Annotated in this window: 14 protein-coding genes; 13 read left to right on the top strand and 1 reads right to left on the bottom strand. The window is 68.4% G+C overall.

Features of this window, described 5'->3' with window-relative positions:
• Positions 1-114: 114 nt before the first annotated feature.
• The 8 genes from V4Y04_RS16735 (at position 115) to V4Y04_RS16700 (ending at position 6665) form a co-directional block, all read left to right on the top strand.
• A complete protein-coding gene (locus tag V4Y04_RS16735; RefSeq protein ID WP_332428879.1) occupies positions 115-624 on the top strand; it encodes a nucleoside-diphosphate kinase in 510 nt (169 codons plus the stop codon).
• Between the two features lie 80 nt (positions 625-704).
• The gene (locus tag V4Y04_RS16730) at positions 705-1004 is read left to right on the top strand and encodes a hypothetical protein (RefSeq protein ID WP_332428877.1); all 300 of its coding nucleotides are present in this window, start codon (positions 705-707) and stop codon (positions 1002-1004) included.
• A 157-nt stretch (positions 1005-1161) separates the two neighbouring features.
• Entirely contained in the window at positions 1162-1746 is a 585-nt protein-coding gene (locus V4Y04_RS16725; protein ID WP_332428875.1) for a CYTH domain-containing protein, read from the top strand.
• A gap of 37 nt (positions 1747-1783) precedes the next feature.
• Positions 1784-2548 carry a hypothetical protein gene (locus V4Y04_RS16720; protein ID WP_332428873.1) on the top strand — a complete coding sequence of 255 codons (765 nt, stop codon included), beginning with the start codon at positions 1784-1786 and terminating at the stop codon, positions 2546-2548.
• A gap of 1 nt (position 2549) precedes the next feature.
• Positions 2550-3944 (top strand): hypothetical protein, encoded by a 1395-nt coding sequence (locus V4Y04_RS16715; protein ID WP_332428871.1) that lies wholly within the window; start codon positions 2550-2552, stop codon positions 3942-3944.
• Between the two features lie 65 nt (positions 3945-4009).
• Complete coding sequence (locus tag V4Y04_RS16710; protein WP_332432876.1) at positions 4010-4747, top strand: class I SAM-dependent methyltransferase; 738 nt, start codon at positions 4010-4012, stop codon at positions 4745-4747.
• A gap of 120 nt (positions 4748-4867) precedes the next feature.
• Positions 4868-5395: an ATP-binding protein gene (locus V4Y04_RS16705; protein WP_332428870.1), complete on the top strand. Its 528-nt coding sequence runs from the start codon at positions 4868-4870 to the stop codon at positions 5393-5395.
• Between the two features lie 89 nt (positions 5396-5484).
• Positions 5485-6665 (top strand): IS3 family transposase gene (locus V4Y04_RS16700; RefSeq protein ID WP_332428869.1). Its coding sequence is split into 2 segments (ribosomal slippage): positions 5485-5769 and positions 5772-6665, totalling 1179 coding nucleotides; the frame shifts between segments, so codons are not numbered across the junction.
• Between the two features lie 316 nt (positions 6666-6981).
• Here the strand turns inward: V4Y04_RS16700 and V4Y04_RS16695 are convergent.
• The gene (locus V4Y04_RS16695; RefSeq protein ID WP_332428868.1) at positions 6982-7299 is read right to left on the bottom strand and encodes a DUF6221 family protein; all 318 of its coding nucleotides are present in this window, start codon (positions 7297-7299) and stop codon (positions 6982-6984) included.
• A 46-nt stretch (positions 7300-7345) separates the two neighbouring features.
• Between V4Y04_RS16695 and V4Y04_RS16690 the strand changes: the two genes are divergently transcribed.
• From V4Y04_RS16690 to V4Y04_RS16670, 5 genes are all read left to right on the top strand, one after another.
• Positions 7346-8113: a transposase gene (locus V4Y04_RS16690; RefSeq protein ID WP_332428867.1), complete on the top strand. Its 768-nt coding sequence runs from the start codon at positions 7346-7348 to the stop codon at positions 8111-8113.
• A 967-nt stretch (positions 8114-9080) separates the two neighbouring features.
• On the top strand, positions 9081-10031 hold the full coding sequence (locus tag V4Y04_RS16685) for a ParB/RepB/Spo0J family partition protein (RefSeq protein ID WP_332428865.1): 951 nt from the start codon (positions 9081-9083) through the stop codon (positions 10029-10031).
• Between the two features lie 148 nt (positions 10032-10179).
• On the top strand, positions 10180-12663 hold the full coding sequence (gene pepN, locus V4Y04_RS16680) for an aminopeptidase N (protein WP_332428863.1): 2484 nt from the start codon (positions 10180-10182) through the stop codon (positions 12661-12663).
• A gap of 5 nt (positions 12664-12668) precedes the next feature.
• On the top strand, positions 12669-13802 hold the full coding sequence (locus V4Y04_RS16675; RefSeq protein ID WP_332428861.1) for an FAD-dependent oxidoreductase: 1134 nt from the start codon (positions 12669-12671) through the stop codon (positions 13800-13802).
• A 219-nt stretch (positions 13803-14021) separates the two neighbouring features.
• A complete protein-coding gene (locus tag V4Y04_RS16670) occupies positions 14022-15050 on the top strand; it encodes a 3-oxoacyl-[acyl-carrier-protein] synthase III C-terminal domain-containing protein (RefSeq protein ID WP_332428859.1) in 1029 nt (342 codons plus the stop codon).
• Positions 15051-15069 lie beyond the last annotated feature (19 nt).

Below are 15069 nucleotides of genomic sequence, written 5' to 3'. Positions count from 1 at the left end.
GCCCGTCCGGGGCATTGCCCGCACGCCCGAACCGCCCTGCCAACGCCGGTAACCTCAGCAGATGACGGCTGATCGACCGTCATGTTCGTTTGCTAGAAAGGCGAAAGGGAGTCAATGGCCGAGGTTCAGGCACACACTGTCGAGCGCACGCTCGTCCTGCTCAAGCCCGATGCGCTGGCGCGTGGCTTGGCAGGAAGGATCATCACGCGGTTCGAGGACGCCGCGCTGAAGATCGTTGGCACCAAAATGAAGTGGATGGACGAGGAGTTCACCCGTCGGCACTACTTCGACCTTGAGGAACGGCTGGGTTCGGAGGTCTACAACGTCACGTCGACCTTCATGCAGCAGGGACCCGTTATCGCTCTGGTGCTGGAAGGCTTCGACGCCATTGCCACCGTCCGCAAGATCGTCGGCAGCACGTACCCGAACCAGGCTCCTGCCGGCACGGTGCGAGGCGATCTCTCGCATTACAGCGCGACAGCCAGCATTTCCTCGGGCAAGGCAGTCGCGAACCTCGTGCACGCATCCGGCAACGCGGAGGAGGCCAAGCAGGAGGTGGAGCTGTGGTTCGACAAGGACGAGCTGCAGGACTACAAGACGCTGGCCGAGATCTACACCTACTGACAGCGGGTCATGGCGTCACTGCGCGGACGCCGGGGCGTTGATCATCACTGGGGCACGACCGTCTGATCTGAGAGGGCAGCATGACCAACCAAACCCGCCTGGCCTCCGCCGACGAACTGGAGTCGCTCTTCCAGCGTGAGCTGGTGACCGACCGGTGGGCGGCCACCGAGACCGCGTACGCCCTGGCGGCACGCCACCGCGACCTGGGCGACTGGTTCAAGTCGCGCGAATGGGTGCAGCAGTGCCTGCGTCTCCTGGAGGGCTTCCCCAGCGAGACGGAAGAGCAGGTCGCCACCAACCGCACGTCGGTCGGAGGCGTTCAGCTGCCGACCTACCTGCACGCCGGTGTCGTCCAGGACCGCTTCGGCGACCTCGGCTGACGCCACAGATCCACCTCGGGTGATGCGGCCGGCACCGGCTCGGCCGCATTACCCCACGCCTGACCACCAACCTCACAGCGATCGCCCGACCGGACAGGCCCCCTACGGCAAGGGTCCGGCTGGCTTCGCCATGCCTGAACCGAGGAGACAGCACCCCGTGGCCGTCGAGATCGAGATGCGCGCCCGCTTTACCAAGGAAGCCCACGATCAGCTTGTCACCCGCCTGATGGCGGACGGGGAGGACCTGGGTCCCGACGACAAGCACATCTACTTCTACGTGTTCCCCGACCAGCTCCTGAAGGTCACCGACAACACCGCCACCGGCACCGCCAAGATCACTCTCAAGGGGAGCAAGATCGGGCAGGGTGCGGCCTTCGCGGAGACCGAGTTCGCCATCGCGCCCGCCGACGTTCCCGCCGCGGTGAAGGTGTTCAACGCCCTGGGGTTCGAGACGGCGATGCACGAGGCGTTCAACTTCCGTCACAACTTCCGCTTCGACGACGTCGAGATCGCGGTCAAGTGGAGTGAGGCGTGGGGCTACCACGCCGAGTTCGAGGTCCTGCTGGAGGACGACGCCTCTGAGGCGGCCCGCGACGAGGCGGAAGCCAAGATCACGGACGTCGCCACGGCGCTGGGAGTGACCTTGATGACGGAGCAGGAGCTGGCCGACTTCACCGCCGCCTTCGAGGCTGGCGAGAAGGAGCGCAAGGAGCGCGAGCAGCAGGCCGCGCCCATCCGGTAGGGACATCACCGCGGAGACCACCAAGGGGTGGGCACAAATGAGCACGACCCCGTTGACCGCAAGTCTGATCGACCTGGCTGCCCAAGGGCAGCTGCCGCTCCACCAGCACATGGACCAGGCCACCATCGCGTGGATCAGCGACAACAGGCCCGACCTCCCGCAGGCGACGCGACCGGCCCTGCGCCCGCCGTCGCAGGGGCTCCTCACCCGGAGCGGGCTGCCCACCCTGTGGTTGGCCGACCCCCGCCTGTACACGTCGCTCCACGGCGTCCGGCACGCCATGAGGACGGCGGCGCTCGCCGCCGTCCTCGCGGAGGCCAACGGCCTGGACGACGCCGACACCGCCACGACGATCGTCGCCGCCGCCGTGCACGACTGCCAGCGACGTCACGACAAGGACGACCGCGGACACGGCGCCCGTGCGGCCATCTGGCTCGCCGCGAACGCCGACACCGTCTGGGGCCACTTCGGCCTCACCGCCACACCACGCCGGATCGTGCAGGCCGCCACCGCCATTCGCCTCCACGACATCCCGTACGAGGCGTTCACCGCGGACGACAGAACCGACCACACACGGGCGGAGCGCATCACCGACGTGGTCAAGGCCGCCGACGCCCTGGACCGCTACCGCCTGCCGAAGCTGAAGTGGTGGCCGGATGCCCAGTACATCCGTGAGCTCGCTTTCGACCAGGTGCGAAGCCTCGCCTTCGACCTCGTGCTGATCTCCGAGAAGGCCCACCTCGCCGGTGCCAGCAGCCCCGAGGCCGTTTTCTACGCGTTGGCTGAGAAGGGCCTGGTGTGACGTGGACTTCCTCGACGCCTACCACCTGTGGGCCGATGCCCACGCCTTCTTCGACTCCACCCTCATCCCCAGCCCTACCGACCACACCGATCCCCTCGCCGCCCCGGCCGCGAGCTGGGACAGACGGCTCGCCGAGGAGACCCCGAACGGCCACCTGCTCCGGCAGAACGCCCTCTTCGAGGCTCTGAGCGGCAGCGGCAAGTTGCACCTGCTGCACGTCACCCACGCCTTGGAGGAGATCAGCCGGCAGGGAGTGCTCTATCCGTCGGGTGGCTGCCTCGTCGGAAGCATCTACTGCGCGCCGCTCACCGCGACCGATCAGGGCTTCCGCATGCACAATCTGGGCTCGTACGTCCTGACCAAGGAAGCGCCGGCCTTCCTGGCCAAGCTCGGCGTGACCGACCGCATCCCCACTCCGCTGATCTTCGAGATCGACACCCCGCCGCAGGCGTACCGCGGGCTCGCCGGCGTGGACTACCTGCGGCTGGGCCTCATCCACCTGCAGATCTACAGCCACCTCGAATACCTGCTGAGCAAGAACGAACGGCACCAGCTGCGCGAGACCGTCGTCAGCCGGGTCAAGAACTCGGCCGCGTTCCTCGCCACCGCTGCCGCCGTCGCCTATCAGGGCTCCCGTGTCGACGCCGAGCCGTTCCTCAAGTTGCTCGACGAGACGATCCCCCGCTTGCCGATCCTCGGCTACCTGTACTTCGAAGCGGTCGCCGAGTACCTGATGCTCCACTCGACTTCCCACCACACCCGGCGCCTGGCCGAGCTCGGAGAACTGAACAACTGGCTCTACAAGGAGATGCTGTTCGCTTCCTTCCCCGCCATGGCCGGCAAGTTCGACCTCGCGAGGTTCCGGCCTCGCCCGAAGCATCTGGCCGCGCTCATCCACCGGGTCGACCCGACCATCGACACCACCCACGCGAGTGAGTACCTGGTCGATCGGATCAGCTACCTCGCCGCCGCTCGCCTCTTCGCACCCGGCGACACCCCCGAAGCCTGGCACCACAAGCGCTGGGAGTTCGACTCCCTGGCCACCCAGCTCGGACCGCTCCTCGGCCACCTCATCCACCGGGAACTACGCACCTTCGGCCGCTACCCCGACTTCTACTTCTACTTCGACCAGCACAAGGCACTGCAAGCCTGGAACTACTGGAACCACATGGACATCGTCGCCCCGTTCAACGGCACGATGCCCAAGGGCGAGATCGGCATCAACCCGGCCTATCCCAACCTCGACTACCGCGTCTGGCGCGCCGAGCAGGACGATGCCGGCCACCTCCACCCGGCCGAGGAACTCTCGCTGACCATCGCCCCGCGGCTGGTGGACATCAAGTACACCCTGATGCGCAACAACCAGTGGACCGCCCCCGCGCCCAGCGTCGTCTGATCATCGCCGCCGCCATCCGCGGCCCCTACCCCGCCCCGAGCAACCTCACACGCAGGAGACCCATGATGAGTCCCTCCGGCATGCCTTCTGTCGACCTCCTCGGCGAGCAGATCGACGCCGTCCTTGCCGACCCCGCCACCACCCATGGCCTCTCCCGCATCCTCCGGGCTGCCGCCAAGGAGATCGAACTCCACCGCTACCACCACGCCAACCGGCGCGCCTGGCCCAACGGTCGGATCGACGACAAGCCTGCCAAGGTCCAGATCGGCGGCGGAGCGCACCGCATCGACGGCTTCTTCAACATCGACCTCGTCCCGCCGGCCGACCTCCTCTGGGACATCCGCGAGGGCATCCCCCTCCATGACGACAGCACCGACGAAATCTTCTCCGAGCACTTCCTGGAGCACATCGACTACCCGCGCTCGGCCAAGTACTACGTCCGCGAGGCGCACCGCGTCCTCGCGGAGGGCGGTCGGATCATCACCGGCGTACCCGATGCCGCCTTCGCTCTGAGCCAATACCCCCGCCCCCTGGAAGCCACCGACGAGACGATCGAGCGCTGGTACGCCAAGCGCGACTGCCGCGGCGACATCAACACGCGGCTCGACCTCGTCAACCTTGTCTTCCGCGACCAGGACGACGACCCCACGTACACCCCGCACCTGTGGGCCTACGACCACGAGAAGCTCGTCCAGCTCTTCACCGAGGCCGGCTTCACCACCGTCGAGCCCTGGACGTTCGACCCCGCCATGGCGAACCCGAAGCGCCGCTGGGGCAGCGTCTACGTCGTCGCCACGAAGTAGCCCTCCAAGCAGCCCGCGAGTCCGGGACGCCCCGCCGCTAGCCGCCCCGGACTCGCGGGCCTTCTCCTACGCCACAGCGCCCCGCACCCGCCCGGCCATGCCGCCGAGGGAGCCACCCGCATGAACCAGGTCCCCCCGTCCATCAGCGAACTTACCCTCGCTGCCACCCCCAACGCCGTCGCCTGGGCCCGCGGCCACACCGTCGACATCCTCCAGCGCTGGCGCTTCCCCGCTGAGGGCATCGAGGTTGCCCGACTCCTCATCTCGGAACTGGCCACCAACGCCATCCGGCACGCCCAGCCCACGGAGCCGTCTGAAACGGCCACCGAATACGCCGGCCTCGGCACGATCGCTCTCAAGCTCTGGCCCACCGACGGCGGCATCATCCTCGCGGTCAGCGACCCCGACCCGCGACCGCCGGCACCTCGCGCCGGCGACGCCAGCCCCACCGGGGGCCGCGGACTCGTCCTCATCCAGGCCATGGCCAACCGCTGGGGCTACTTCCCCACACAGCCACACTCTGGGAAGGCCGTCTGGGCAGAGGTTCCCGCTTGTCCCAGCAGCGCTCTTGGTGAGCCAGGCATCGGCGGTTGGCAAGCCACCCCGATGCTCATCGGGAGAGTCCTGACCGGCCTATGCGAGTTGTAGTCGAGCCAACCAACCGTGGCACGGGACTGCTGCACGGATGAGTGACACCTGACCTGGCTTGCTGAGAGGCGGCCTGGAAGGATGTTGCAGTGCCCAAGCCGTATCCGAAGGAGTTCCGCGAGGCCGTCGTGCGGGTCGCGCGCAACCGTGAGCCCGGCGTCACACTGGAACAGATCGCCACCGACTTCGGCGTCCACCCGATTACGCTCTCGAAGTGGCTGCGCCGTGCCGACACCGACGAGGGCGCCAAGCCCGCGGCAGCGTCGGGTGAGTCGGCCGAGCTGCGCGAGGCCCGCAAGCGCATCCGCCTGCTGGAGGAGGAGAACGAGGTTCTGCGGAGGGCTGCGGCGTATCTGTCGCAGGCGAACCTGCCGTCAAAATGATGTACCCGCTCGTCCGCGAGCTGGCCGCCGCCACTGCCCCTCACCGGGTGCCGGTGGCGGTGACGTGCCGGGTGCTCGGGCTGGCCCGCCAGCCCTACTACCGGTGGCTGGCCTCACCGGTCACCGGTTCGGAGCTCGCCGAGGCACACCGGGCCAACGCCCTGTTCGACGCGCATCGCGACGATCCCGAGTTCGGTCACCGCTTCCTCCTCGACGAGGCCCGCGCCGCCGGTGAGCCGATGGCTGAGCGGACCGCCTGGCGGATCTGCAGGGACAACGGCTGGTGGAGTGCCTTCGGCAAGCGCAAGGGCCGCGGGAAGAACGCCAAGGCCGGGCCGCCGGTCCACGACGACCTGGTGCGGCGGGACTTCACCGCGGACGAGCCGAACCGGTTGTGGCTGACGGACATCACCGAGCACGCAACCGGCGAGGGAAAGCTGTACCTGTGCGCGGTCAAGGACGTGTACTCCGGCCGTATCGTGGGCTATTCCATCGACGCCCGGATGAAGTCCAGCCTCGCGGTGACAGCCCTTGAATCCGCGGTGGCCCGTCGCGGCCAGGTCGCCGGATGCACTGTTCATTCCGATCGCGGGTCGCAATTCCGCTCACGGAAGTTCGTGTCCGTTCTCGGACGTCACGACATGATCGGCTCCATGGGCCGGGTCGGTGCGGCCGGCGACAACGCGGCAATGGAGAGCTTCTTCGCGCTGCTGCAGAAGAACGTCCTCGACCGCCGTACCTGGGCCACCCGCCAGGAGCTGCGGATCGTGATCGTCACCTGGATCGAGCGCACCTACCACCGACGCCGGCGCCAGAGACGCCTGGCCCGATTGACCCCTGTCGAGTACGAGACCATCATGACCCCACCCGCAGCCCTGGCTGCATAAACCCCGCTGTCACCCGATCATGCAGCAGTCCCAAGACGCTGGCCGCCATCGTGCAGATTGCAGCGGGGGCTGGTGCCTTGGATGAGGCGGAGCGCATGGCTCAGTCGATCGCCGATCCGCTCAGGCGGTCGCGCGCTCTCGGCACCGTCGCCCATGCCTGTGCAGGCATGGGCGATTTTGCACGTGCCGAGGCTATCGCTACTGCGATCACCGACCCCTATGAATGCGCTAAGGGCTGTCCCGTAAATGATCTTCAGTGGGCGAGGCTCGGTTCAGGCTCGCAGCCTCGTCGGGCGCTCAGCTCATCTGCTGCGCTTCAGGACCGGGCGGGGAAGTCAGGATGGGCGGTGTAGGGCGAAGCAAGGTCGCGCAAGTTGTGGCACGGCCAGGGGTCGCGAGCGTGACGGGCCAGGATGCGCCGCTTGGCCTCGATCTCGCGCAGGACGCGGGCCGGGTCGTGCAGAGCCACGTGCAGAGCAATCGTGGGGTGAAAGCCGGAGAGGTCAACCTGGCAGAAGTCGACCGTGTGTCCGTGGGCAGACCACTCCCCGCATCCGTCACCGTCGCAGCGCCGGGCCAAGTCGGCCTCCTCATCCAGCCGCGCCTCAAGGAACCTCACCAGTTCGACAGTCATATGAGCATTCTCGACGTTGTGCCGGACGTCATGGAACGATCTTGCGGTGGCTGGTGTGATCACGGCGTCGGAGCCGTCCTGGATAGCCCCGTTCACCGGGCTGAGCCCGCGGCAGTTCGGGAAGCTGGTGACGGTTCTGCGGCGCGAGGGTGCGGACGCGGTCCGCAGGGGCCGGCCGTGGAGCCTGCCGCTGGAGGACCGGGCGCTGCTGGTCGCGGCCTACTGGCGCACGAACCTGACCATGCGCCAGCTGGCCCCGCTCTTCGGAATTTCCAAATCCGCGGCGGACCGGATTATCGATCACCTCGGCCCGATGCTCGCCCTTCAGCCCCGCAAGCGGTTCGCGAAGGACACCGTGCTGATCGTGGACGGCACCCTGGTGCCCACCCGCGATCACACCATCGCCGAGCAGTCCAAGAACTACCGGTACTCCACCAACCACCAGGTCGTCATCGACGCCGACATCCGCCTGGTCGTGATGGTCGGCCGGCCCCTGCCCGGCAACCGCAACGACTGCAAGGCGTGGGAGGAGTCCGGCGCGAAGGCCGCCGTCGGCACGACCCTGACCATCGCCGACGGCGGTTATCCGGGCACCGGGCTCGTGATGCCCCACCGACGACGCAAAGGGGAAGAACTGTCCGACTGGAAGCAGGCCCATAACACGTCCCACAAGCAGGTTCGCGCCCGTGTCGAGCACGTCTTCGCCCGCATGAAGACCTGGAAGATCCTCCGCGACTGCCGTCTCAAAGGCGATGGCGTCCACTACGCCATGCTCGGCATCGCACGGATGCACAACCTCGCCCTCGCCGGATAGACCACCCAGCCGTACAGCAGCCCACCATGCCCGAGGCCACTCAGAGATCAATTACGGGACAGCTCTTAGGACCCTGACGGCACTGGCTGTCGACTTTGAGACCGACAGTTCGAGGGTCTTGCTCGCGCAAGCGCTGTCGATCGGTCATTGGAGTATCTGCTTGCCAGCACTACTGCGCCTCGACCCTGCGGTCGTTGCTGCCGTCGGTACAGAGTTCCTGCGCGCAAATGATCAGAAGGGCGACGCGGCATGAGGCGTGCTGGTGGTGGAGCAAGAGCCAGCTCGTATTGCGTGAGCGGTGCGTGAGCGGACGGGATGGCACAGGGGTGGATAGGGTGGTACGCGGGTTCAGGCGCATAGGGCTCTGAACTGGGGAAACGGGATTACGTGACACTCGGCAGCATCAGCCAGGATGATCTTGCGGGCCCTTGTAATGCGTAGGTCGTCGGTTCGAATCCGACAGGGGGCTCGGGCGAAGCCCAGGTCGGGATGGATCCGGCCTGGGCTCCTTCTTTTCCGGCGTGTTCACGTCGTTGCTCGAGCGCATTGCCGGCCGCGCCGCACGGTGTCGTCTCTATACCATGAAAATCATGCCCATGCCATGTCTGGGGAGAGCGCAATTGCCGGTGACATCGGACGGATGGGGCAGTAGCCTTCGCGGCAGGCCAACGGCACCCCTGCCTATGTTCCGCTTCATGGAACTTGATATTCAACTTCTCGGTGCGGAGAAGTGGCGCGGCGGGTGGGTTCCGTATTCCTAGGAACGGCGCAGGTGAGGGTGTTCGTGATTCCTTGCAGAGGAATCTTGATCGATCACGCGGGGGGCGTACTTGCTGTGATGGAAACTCGAGAGCATGGTGACGAAAGTTCTGGTGGACCCTTTGGGGGGCATCGCGGATTAGCGGTGGAACTGAGTCGGGTCGAATCCGTTCCGATAGCGTCGATAAAGCCCGGTGACTCTCCTCGTTTGGACGGAGAGGACCCTGCGCACGCCCAGGCACTCGCGGAGGTCGAACACTCGCTGCCGCCGATTATCGTGCACCGCCGGTCGATGCGGGTGATCGATGGATCGCATCGTCTTCTGGCGGCGCGGATGAAAGGCAGGGAGGCGATTGACGTCCGGTTCTTCGACGGCCCCGAGGGACTGGCTTTCCTCGTGGCGGTGCAGGAGAACGTGACGCACGGTCTCCCTCTGTCGCGGGCGGACCGTGAGGCGGCCGTGCGCCGGGTGCTCTCCGCGCAGCCCCTCTGGTCGGACCGGGCGGTCGCCGCGGTGACCGGGCTCGCGCCGAGGACCGTGGCCGCACTGCGCAAGGTGGTCGTGGACGGTTCAACTGTGCAGCCGGCGCAGTTGAACGTGCGTTTGGGCAGGGACGGCCGCTACCGGCCGGTCAACTACAGCCAGGGGCGACTGCGCGCCAGCGAGGTGGTCACGGCCTACCCGGAGATGCCGCTGCGGGAGGTGGCACGTCAGGCCGGGGTGTCGGTCGCCACCGCGCGCGACGTCCGGCAGCGGGTCCAGCGGGGCGCCGACCCGCTCCCGCCCAAGCTCCGTCTGGCCGGACCGGGTGACGGACCGGATGACGGGCCGGGCGGAGAGAACCGGTCGGCCCCGCCCGCCGACCACGTGGGCGGTGTGCGGCCGGCGGACGGTGCGCAGCCGGCCGTCCTCGGCACCGCCGACTGGTCGAGGCTGCGGGCCAAGCTCCTGCAGGACCCCCTGCTGAGGTACTCGGAGGCGGGCAGGATCCTGTTCCGCTGGTACGACATGCACGCGATCAGCACACAGGACGTGGTGGCGGGGGTCAAGGGCGTTCCGCCGCACTGGGTGAATGAGATCGCGGCCGTGGCGCGTTCCTGCGGGGAGATCTGGATGTACATAGCGCAAGAGGTCGAAGGGCAGTTGCAGGAGGCCTGATCCGCGTTCGAAGGAAATGCCGGTGACCGGGGGGCGAGCAGGTTCTCGGTCACCGGCATTCCCCTTCCCTCATTTAGCTTCTTGCTCTCCTTGACGCTCGCTTCCCGTCGTACGACGATCCTTTGGCCCCTCGCGAAAGGAAATTCGTATGCCAAGCCTGACCCGGGAGGAAGCAGGGGGACGTGGTGCCCTGCTCCTGGTCCGTTCCTATGACGTCGAGCTCGATCTGACCACCGGACCGGAAACTTTCTGCTCGACGACGACCATCCGCTTCGACGCCCGTGAATCCGGTGCGGAAACCTTCGTCGACATCGATCCGGAGGAACTCCGCTCGATCACACTGAACGGCCGCGGACTCGACGTCGCGGCGTTGCGTGACGGCAGGTTCCCGCTTACCGGACTCGCTGCGGAAAACGAAGTCGTCGTGGTGGCCGACATGGGTTATTCGCAGGAATGCGAAGGGCTCCACCGCTATGTCGATCCCGCCGACGGCGAGACGTACGTCTATTCCTTCGTCTACCTCGACAACGCGCCGCGCGTCTTCGCCTGCTTCGACCAGCCCGACCTGAAGGCCCCGTACCGGTTCGAGCTGCGGGTGCCCGAGACCTGGCAGGTCCTGGGGAACAGCGAAGCGGTACGGACCGGGCCGGGCCGCTGGAGGCTGACAGAGTCGCCGGCCCTGGCCACCTACCTCACCGCGCTCGTCGCCGGGCCGTATGCCTCCTTCCGGACCGAGCACCACGGCATCCCCCTCGGGCTGCACTGCCGGGCCTCGCTCGCGGACGCCCTGAAGGCCGACGTCGACGAGGTCTTCGAGATCACCGCCCAGTGTCTGGACGCCTACGCCGAACTCTTCGGAGTGGGGCATCCGTTCGCCAAACTCGACCAGGTCTTCGTGCCCGAGTTCAGCGTGCTCTCGCTCGACCACCCCGGCTGCGTACTGCTGCGCGAGCAGTACCTCTTCAGCTCGGCCGCCACCGACAGCGAACGCGAGACCAGGGCCGTCGTCCTCGCCCACGGCATCTCCCTGCTGTGGCTGGCCGGACTCGTGACCCACACATGGTGGAACGACCTGTGGCTGGGCCAGTCGCTCGCCGACTACATGGCGCACCGCGTCACCAGCGAGGTCACCCGGTTTCCCGGACCGCCCACGACGTTCGCCGCCCGTCGCAAGGGCCAGGCGTATCTGCCCGACCAGCGTCCCTCCACGCACCCGGTCGGCATCGAGGGCCCCGACGTCCGCACCGTGCAGCTGGAGCTGGACCGGATCTCGTACTTCAAGGGCCACTCCGCGCTGCGCCAGCTCGCCGCGCACGTGGGCGACGAGGCGCTGCGCGCCGGACTGCGCGTCTACTTCGACCGGCACGCCTACTCCACGGCGACCGCCGCGGACTTCCTCGACGCGATGAGCGAGGCGGCCGGCACCGATCTCACCGACTGGGCCGACACCTGGCTGCACACGGCCAACGTGAACACGCTCACCCCCGAGATCACCGTCACCGACGGACGCATCAGCGCCGCCGCAGTCCTGCAGGGCGCCCCCGCCAGTCATCCGGTGCTGCGCACGCACACCATGGACGTGGGCCTCCACTCCCCGCACGACAGCACCACCGTCCGGGTCCGGATCGAGGGCGAACGCACCGAACTGCCCGAGCTCGTGGGCCGTCCCGCGCCCTCCTTCCTCCTCCTCAACGACGGCGACCTCACCTACGCCAAGATCGGATTCGACCCCGGCTCACTGGCCGCGCTGCCCGGCACGCTCCCCGGGCTGTCCGCGCTGAACCGGGCGATGGTGTGGTGTGCCCTGCTGCTCGGCGTCCAGGACGGGACGTACCCGGCCGCCGCGCATCTGGCGCTGGTCGGCGACATGGTTGGGGAGGAAAGCGAGCTGTCGATCCTGGCCGAGGTCCTCGAACAGGCCCGGCACGACGTCGCCGACCGGTTCCTCGCGCCACCGGAGCGCCCCGAGGCGATGGCCCGGGTCGCCGAGGCACTGCGTGGCCGGCTCGCCCGCACCGGTGCGGAGGACGAGCGGATGATCACGCTCTTCCGGGGCCTGGTCGACTTCACCGCGGACCCCGAGGAGTTGTCCGGCTGGCTGGCCGGCGACGGACTGCCTTCCGGGCTGGTCCTCGACACCGACATGAGCTGGCGCGTCCGCTACCGGCTCGCCGTACTCGGGGGCGTGGACGCCACCGGCGTCGCCGCGGCCCTGGAGGCGGGGCCGGGCGCCGTCGCCGAACAGTTCGCGGCCAAGTGCCGGGCGGCGCTGCCCGAGGCGGGCGCCAAGGAAGCGGCGTGGACCGCGATCATGCGCGGCGCCGATCTGTCCCACTACGAACTGTGGTCCCTGGCCGAGGGGTTCTGGCAGCCCGAACAGACGGTGCTGACCCGGCCGTACGTCGAACGGTTCTTCACGGACATGCCCACCGCCGCCCGCGACCGGGGTGATCTGGTGCTGGACCAGCTGCTCCGCTTCCTCTACCCGCGTTACGCCGCCACCCCGGAGACCCTCGAGGCGGCCGAGCGGATGCTCGCGCTCGACACACTTCCGGTGACGCTGCGCCGCCGGGCCGCCGACCACACCCACGACCTGCGACGGGTCGTCGCGGTACGGGCGGGCGGGAAGTGAGGGGGGTGGCCGGGGGCGGCCCGCGGATCGCGATCGTCGGCGGCGGGATCGCGGGCACGCTGCTCGCCTGGCGGACCGTGCGGGCGCGGGGCGCGGCTTCGGTGGATCTGTTCACCGGGGGTGCCGCGGGCGGTGAGGGTCCCGTGGGCACGGAAGGCGGCGGGGGCGCCGGGAGTGCCGGGAACGCCGTGGGGCGGACGGACGCGTCGAGGGTATCCGGCGGGCTGGTCCGGGGGTTCGAGCCCACGGCGGCCGCGGCCGGGCCGGCGGCGGAGAGCCTCGCCGAGATCAGGGGCAGCGACCGGTTGCGCGAGTGGTCCGGGTACCGGGAGACCGGCTCGCTGTACGTCCTGTCCGGCGACGCCGACGTCCGGGCGCCGGTGGACGTCGTCGACGTCCGGCTGCCGGGCTCGGCCGAGGTGGTCGGCCGGGACGGGATACTACGGGCCTTCCCGTTCCGGGAACTACCGCCCGGCTCCGTCGCCGTGGTGGAGCGGTACGCCGGATACATCTCCCCGCACCGGCTGCGCGGCGCGGCCCTGCGGGCGGCGGCCGGGGCGGGGGCCACCGTGCACGCCGCGGCGGTCGACGCGGTCACCCCGGACCCGACGGTGCGCACGGCGGACGGCCGCACCCTGCGCTACGACCGGGTCGTCGTCGCGACGGGCGCCTGGACACCGGGGCTGCTGGCCCGCGGCGGGCTACCGGACGCGGGACTGCGCACCAAGCACATCCAGTACAGCCTGTGCCGGGCGTCGCCGGACGGGGTGTCGCCGGGCGGGGCGGTGCTGGGCGGGCTCGTGCCCTTCGTCGACGAGAACTCCGGGCTCTACGGCCGGCCCTGGGGTGACGGCACCTTCCTGCTCGGCATCCCGTGCGACCGGTGGGACGTCGACCCCGACGCGGTGACACCGGACACGGAGACCGCGGAGCGGCTCGCCGAGCGTGTACGGCAGGTCTTCGGTGTCACCGTCACCGTCGTGCGCACCGTCGCGTCCTGCGACTGTTACCACGATCCGGGAGGCCTGGAACTGCGGTCCCTCGGACCGGGGCTGTACACCTTCACCGGCGGCAGCGGAGGCGCCGCCAAAACCGTGGTCTTCGCGAGCAGGAAGGCAGCCGCCGCATTGCTGGAGTGATGGGCATACGTGATATCGCAGACGTATGCGCCGAGTGCGGGGCCGGGTTGTTTTCCGGCCCCGCACTCATTTTTCATGCCCGTTCAACTTGGCCGTTCTATGCGCGTTCAACTTGGTTTTAACGTGCAACTCCGCTCTGGAGGAAGGGGGTTGATTCAGCCATCCATACCGGCGAAGATTCCACGCGGCCGCAGGAATCGCAGCGAGAGAGAGATGTCCATGGCGGATCTTCCGTATGGTTTCGGAATTACTGGTTTCGGTTACGCCTTTGGTGCCGACCAGAAGGTCGAAGAAGTGGCGGGAACATATGTCCCCGACCCGGAACGTGTTCTCCAGTGGGGCTACCAGACCTTTCACCGGGCCCCCGACGAGATCACCACGACCGATCTGGCGGCCGAGGCCGCGCGCGACGCCCTCGCCCGTACCTCGGTCGACGCCGACGACATCGACCTGCTGGTGCTGGCCACCTCCGAGCACCCCGAGTACCCGCACTGGGACGGGTCGGCGGCGCTGGGCCGGGCCCTGGGCATGGAGAAGCGTCAGACCCTGCTGCTGAACGAGGGCTGCGCCTCGGGCGTCACCGGACTGGGCATCGTGGCCGGCGTCCTCGCCGTGCAGCCGGAGATCGACACCGTGCTGTTCGTCGCGGTGAACCGGGTCAGCGAATTCCACCGCAACCGGATGACCGTCAACAACGCGGTGCACAGCGACGGCGCCGTGGCCACGGTCCTGCGGCGCGGCCACGAGCGCAACGCCTGGCTGTCCACCGAGCAGTTCACCGTCCCGGACCTGTGCGACTGGTTCCGTACCGACTACGGCGGCGCGGTGGCCCCGCTGCCCCCCGAGGGGTGGTCGAGCCGGACGGCGGACCCCGGTCACGTGCGGGTGCAGGAGCACTTCCGGCGGGACCCCGCCCGGCTGCGTGAGTTCGGCGAGGCGGCCGTCACCCGCATCGTCGACGCCCTCGACGGTGCGTGCGAGCGGGCCGGGGTCGGGCGCGGCGAGGTGACGCACCTGATCTACATCAACGACCCGGACGGCATCGCCGACATCGCCGGACCGCTCGGCATCCCGCTGGAACGCACCAGCTACGAACGGGCCAAGGTCCACGGGCACATGGGCTCCGCCGACCAGCTCACCGCGCTCGGCGAGCTGATCGAGCAGGGGGTCGTCGCTCCCGGCGACCTGGTCGCGCTGACCGGGATCTCCATCGGGATGCGCTGGTACTGCTCTCTCGTCCGGGCCTGACCCGCAGACAGGAAGGCAC

This window comes from Streptomyces sp. P9-A2, from assembly GCF_036634175.1.
Lineage (GTDB): Bacteria > Actinomycetota > Actinomycetes > Streptomycetales > Streptomycetaceae > Streptomyces > Streptomyces pratens.
Note: the sequence above shows the minus strand (reverse complement) of the source record. Positions and strands in the feature narration are given on the sequence as shown.

Bases quoted from the DNA above. Each gene is read 5' to 3' on its own strand.
- V4Y04_RS16710 (WP_332432876.1), top strand. From the start codon at position 4,010: ATGAGTCCCTCCGGCATGCCTTCTGTCGACCTCCTCGGCGAGCAGATC.
- V4Y04_RS16735 (WP_332428879.1), top strand. From the start codon at position 115: ATGGCCGAGGTTCAGGCACACACTGTCGAGCGCACGCTCGTCCTGCTC.
- V4Y04_RS16695 (WP_332428868.1), bottom strand. From the start codon at position 7,299: ATGACTGTCGAACTGGTGAGGTTCCTTGAGGCGCGGCTGGATGAGGAG.
- V4Y04_RS16720 (WP_332428873.1), top strand. From the start codon at position 1,784: ATGAGCACGACCCCGTTGACCGCAAGTCTGATCGACCTGGCTGCCCAA.
- V4Y04_RS16670 (WP_332428859.1), top strand. From the start codon at position 14,022: ATGGCGGATCTTCCGTATGGTTTCGGAATTACTGGTTTCGGTTACGCC.
- V4Y04_RS16730 (WP_332428877.1), top strand. From the start codon at position 705: ATGACCAACCAAACCCGCCTGGCCTCCGCCGACGAACTGGAGTCGCTC.
- V4Y04_RS16705 (WP_332428870.1), top strand. From the start codon at position 4,868: ATGAACCAGGTCCCCCCGTCCATCAGCGAACTTACCCTCGCTGCCACC.
- pepN (WP_332428863.1), top strand. From the start codon at position 10,180: ATGCCAAGCCTGACCCGGGAGGAAGCAGGGGGACGTGGTGCCCTGCTC.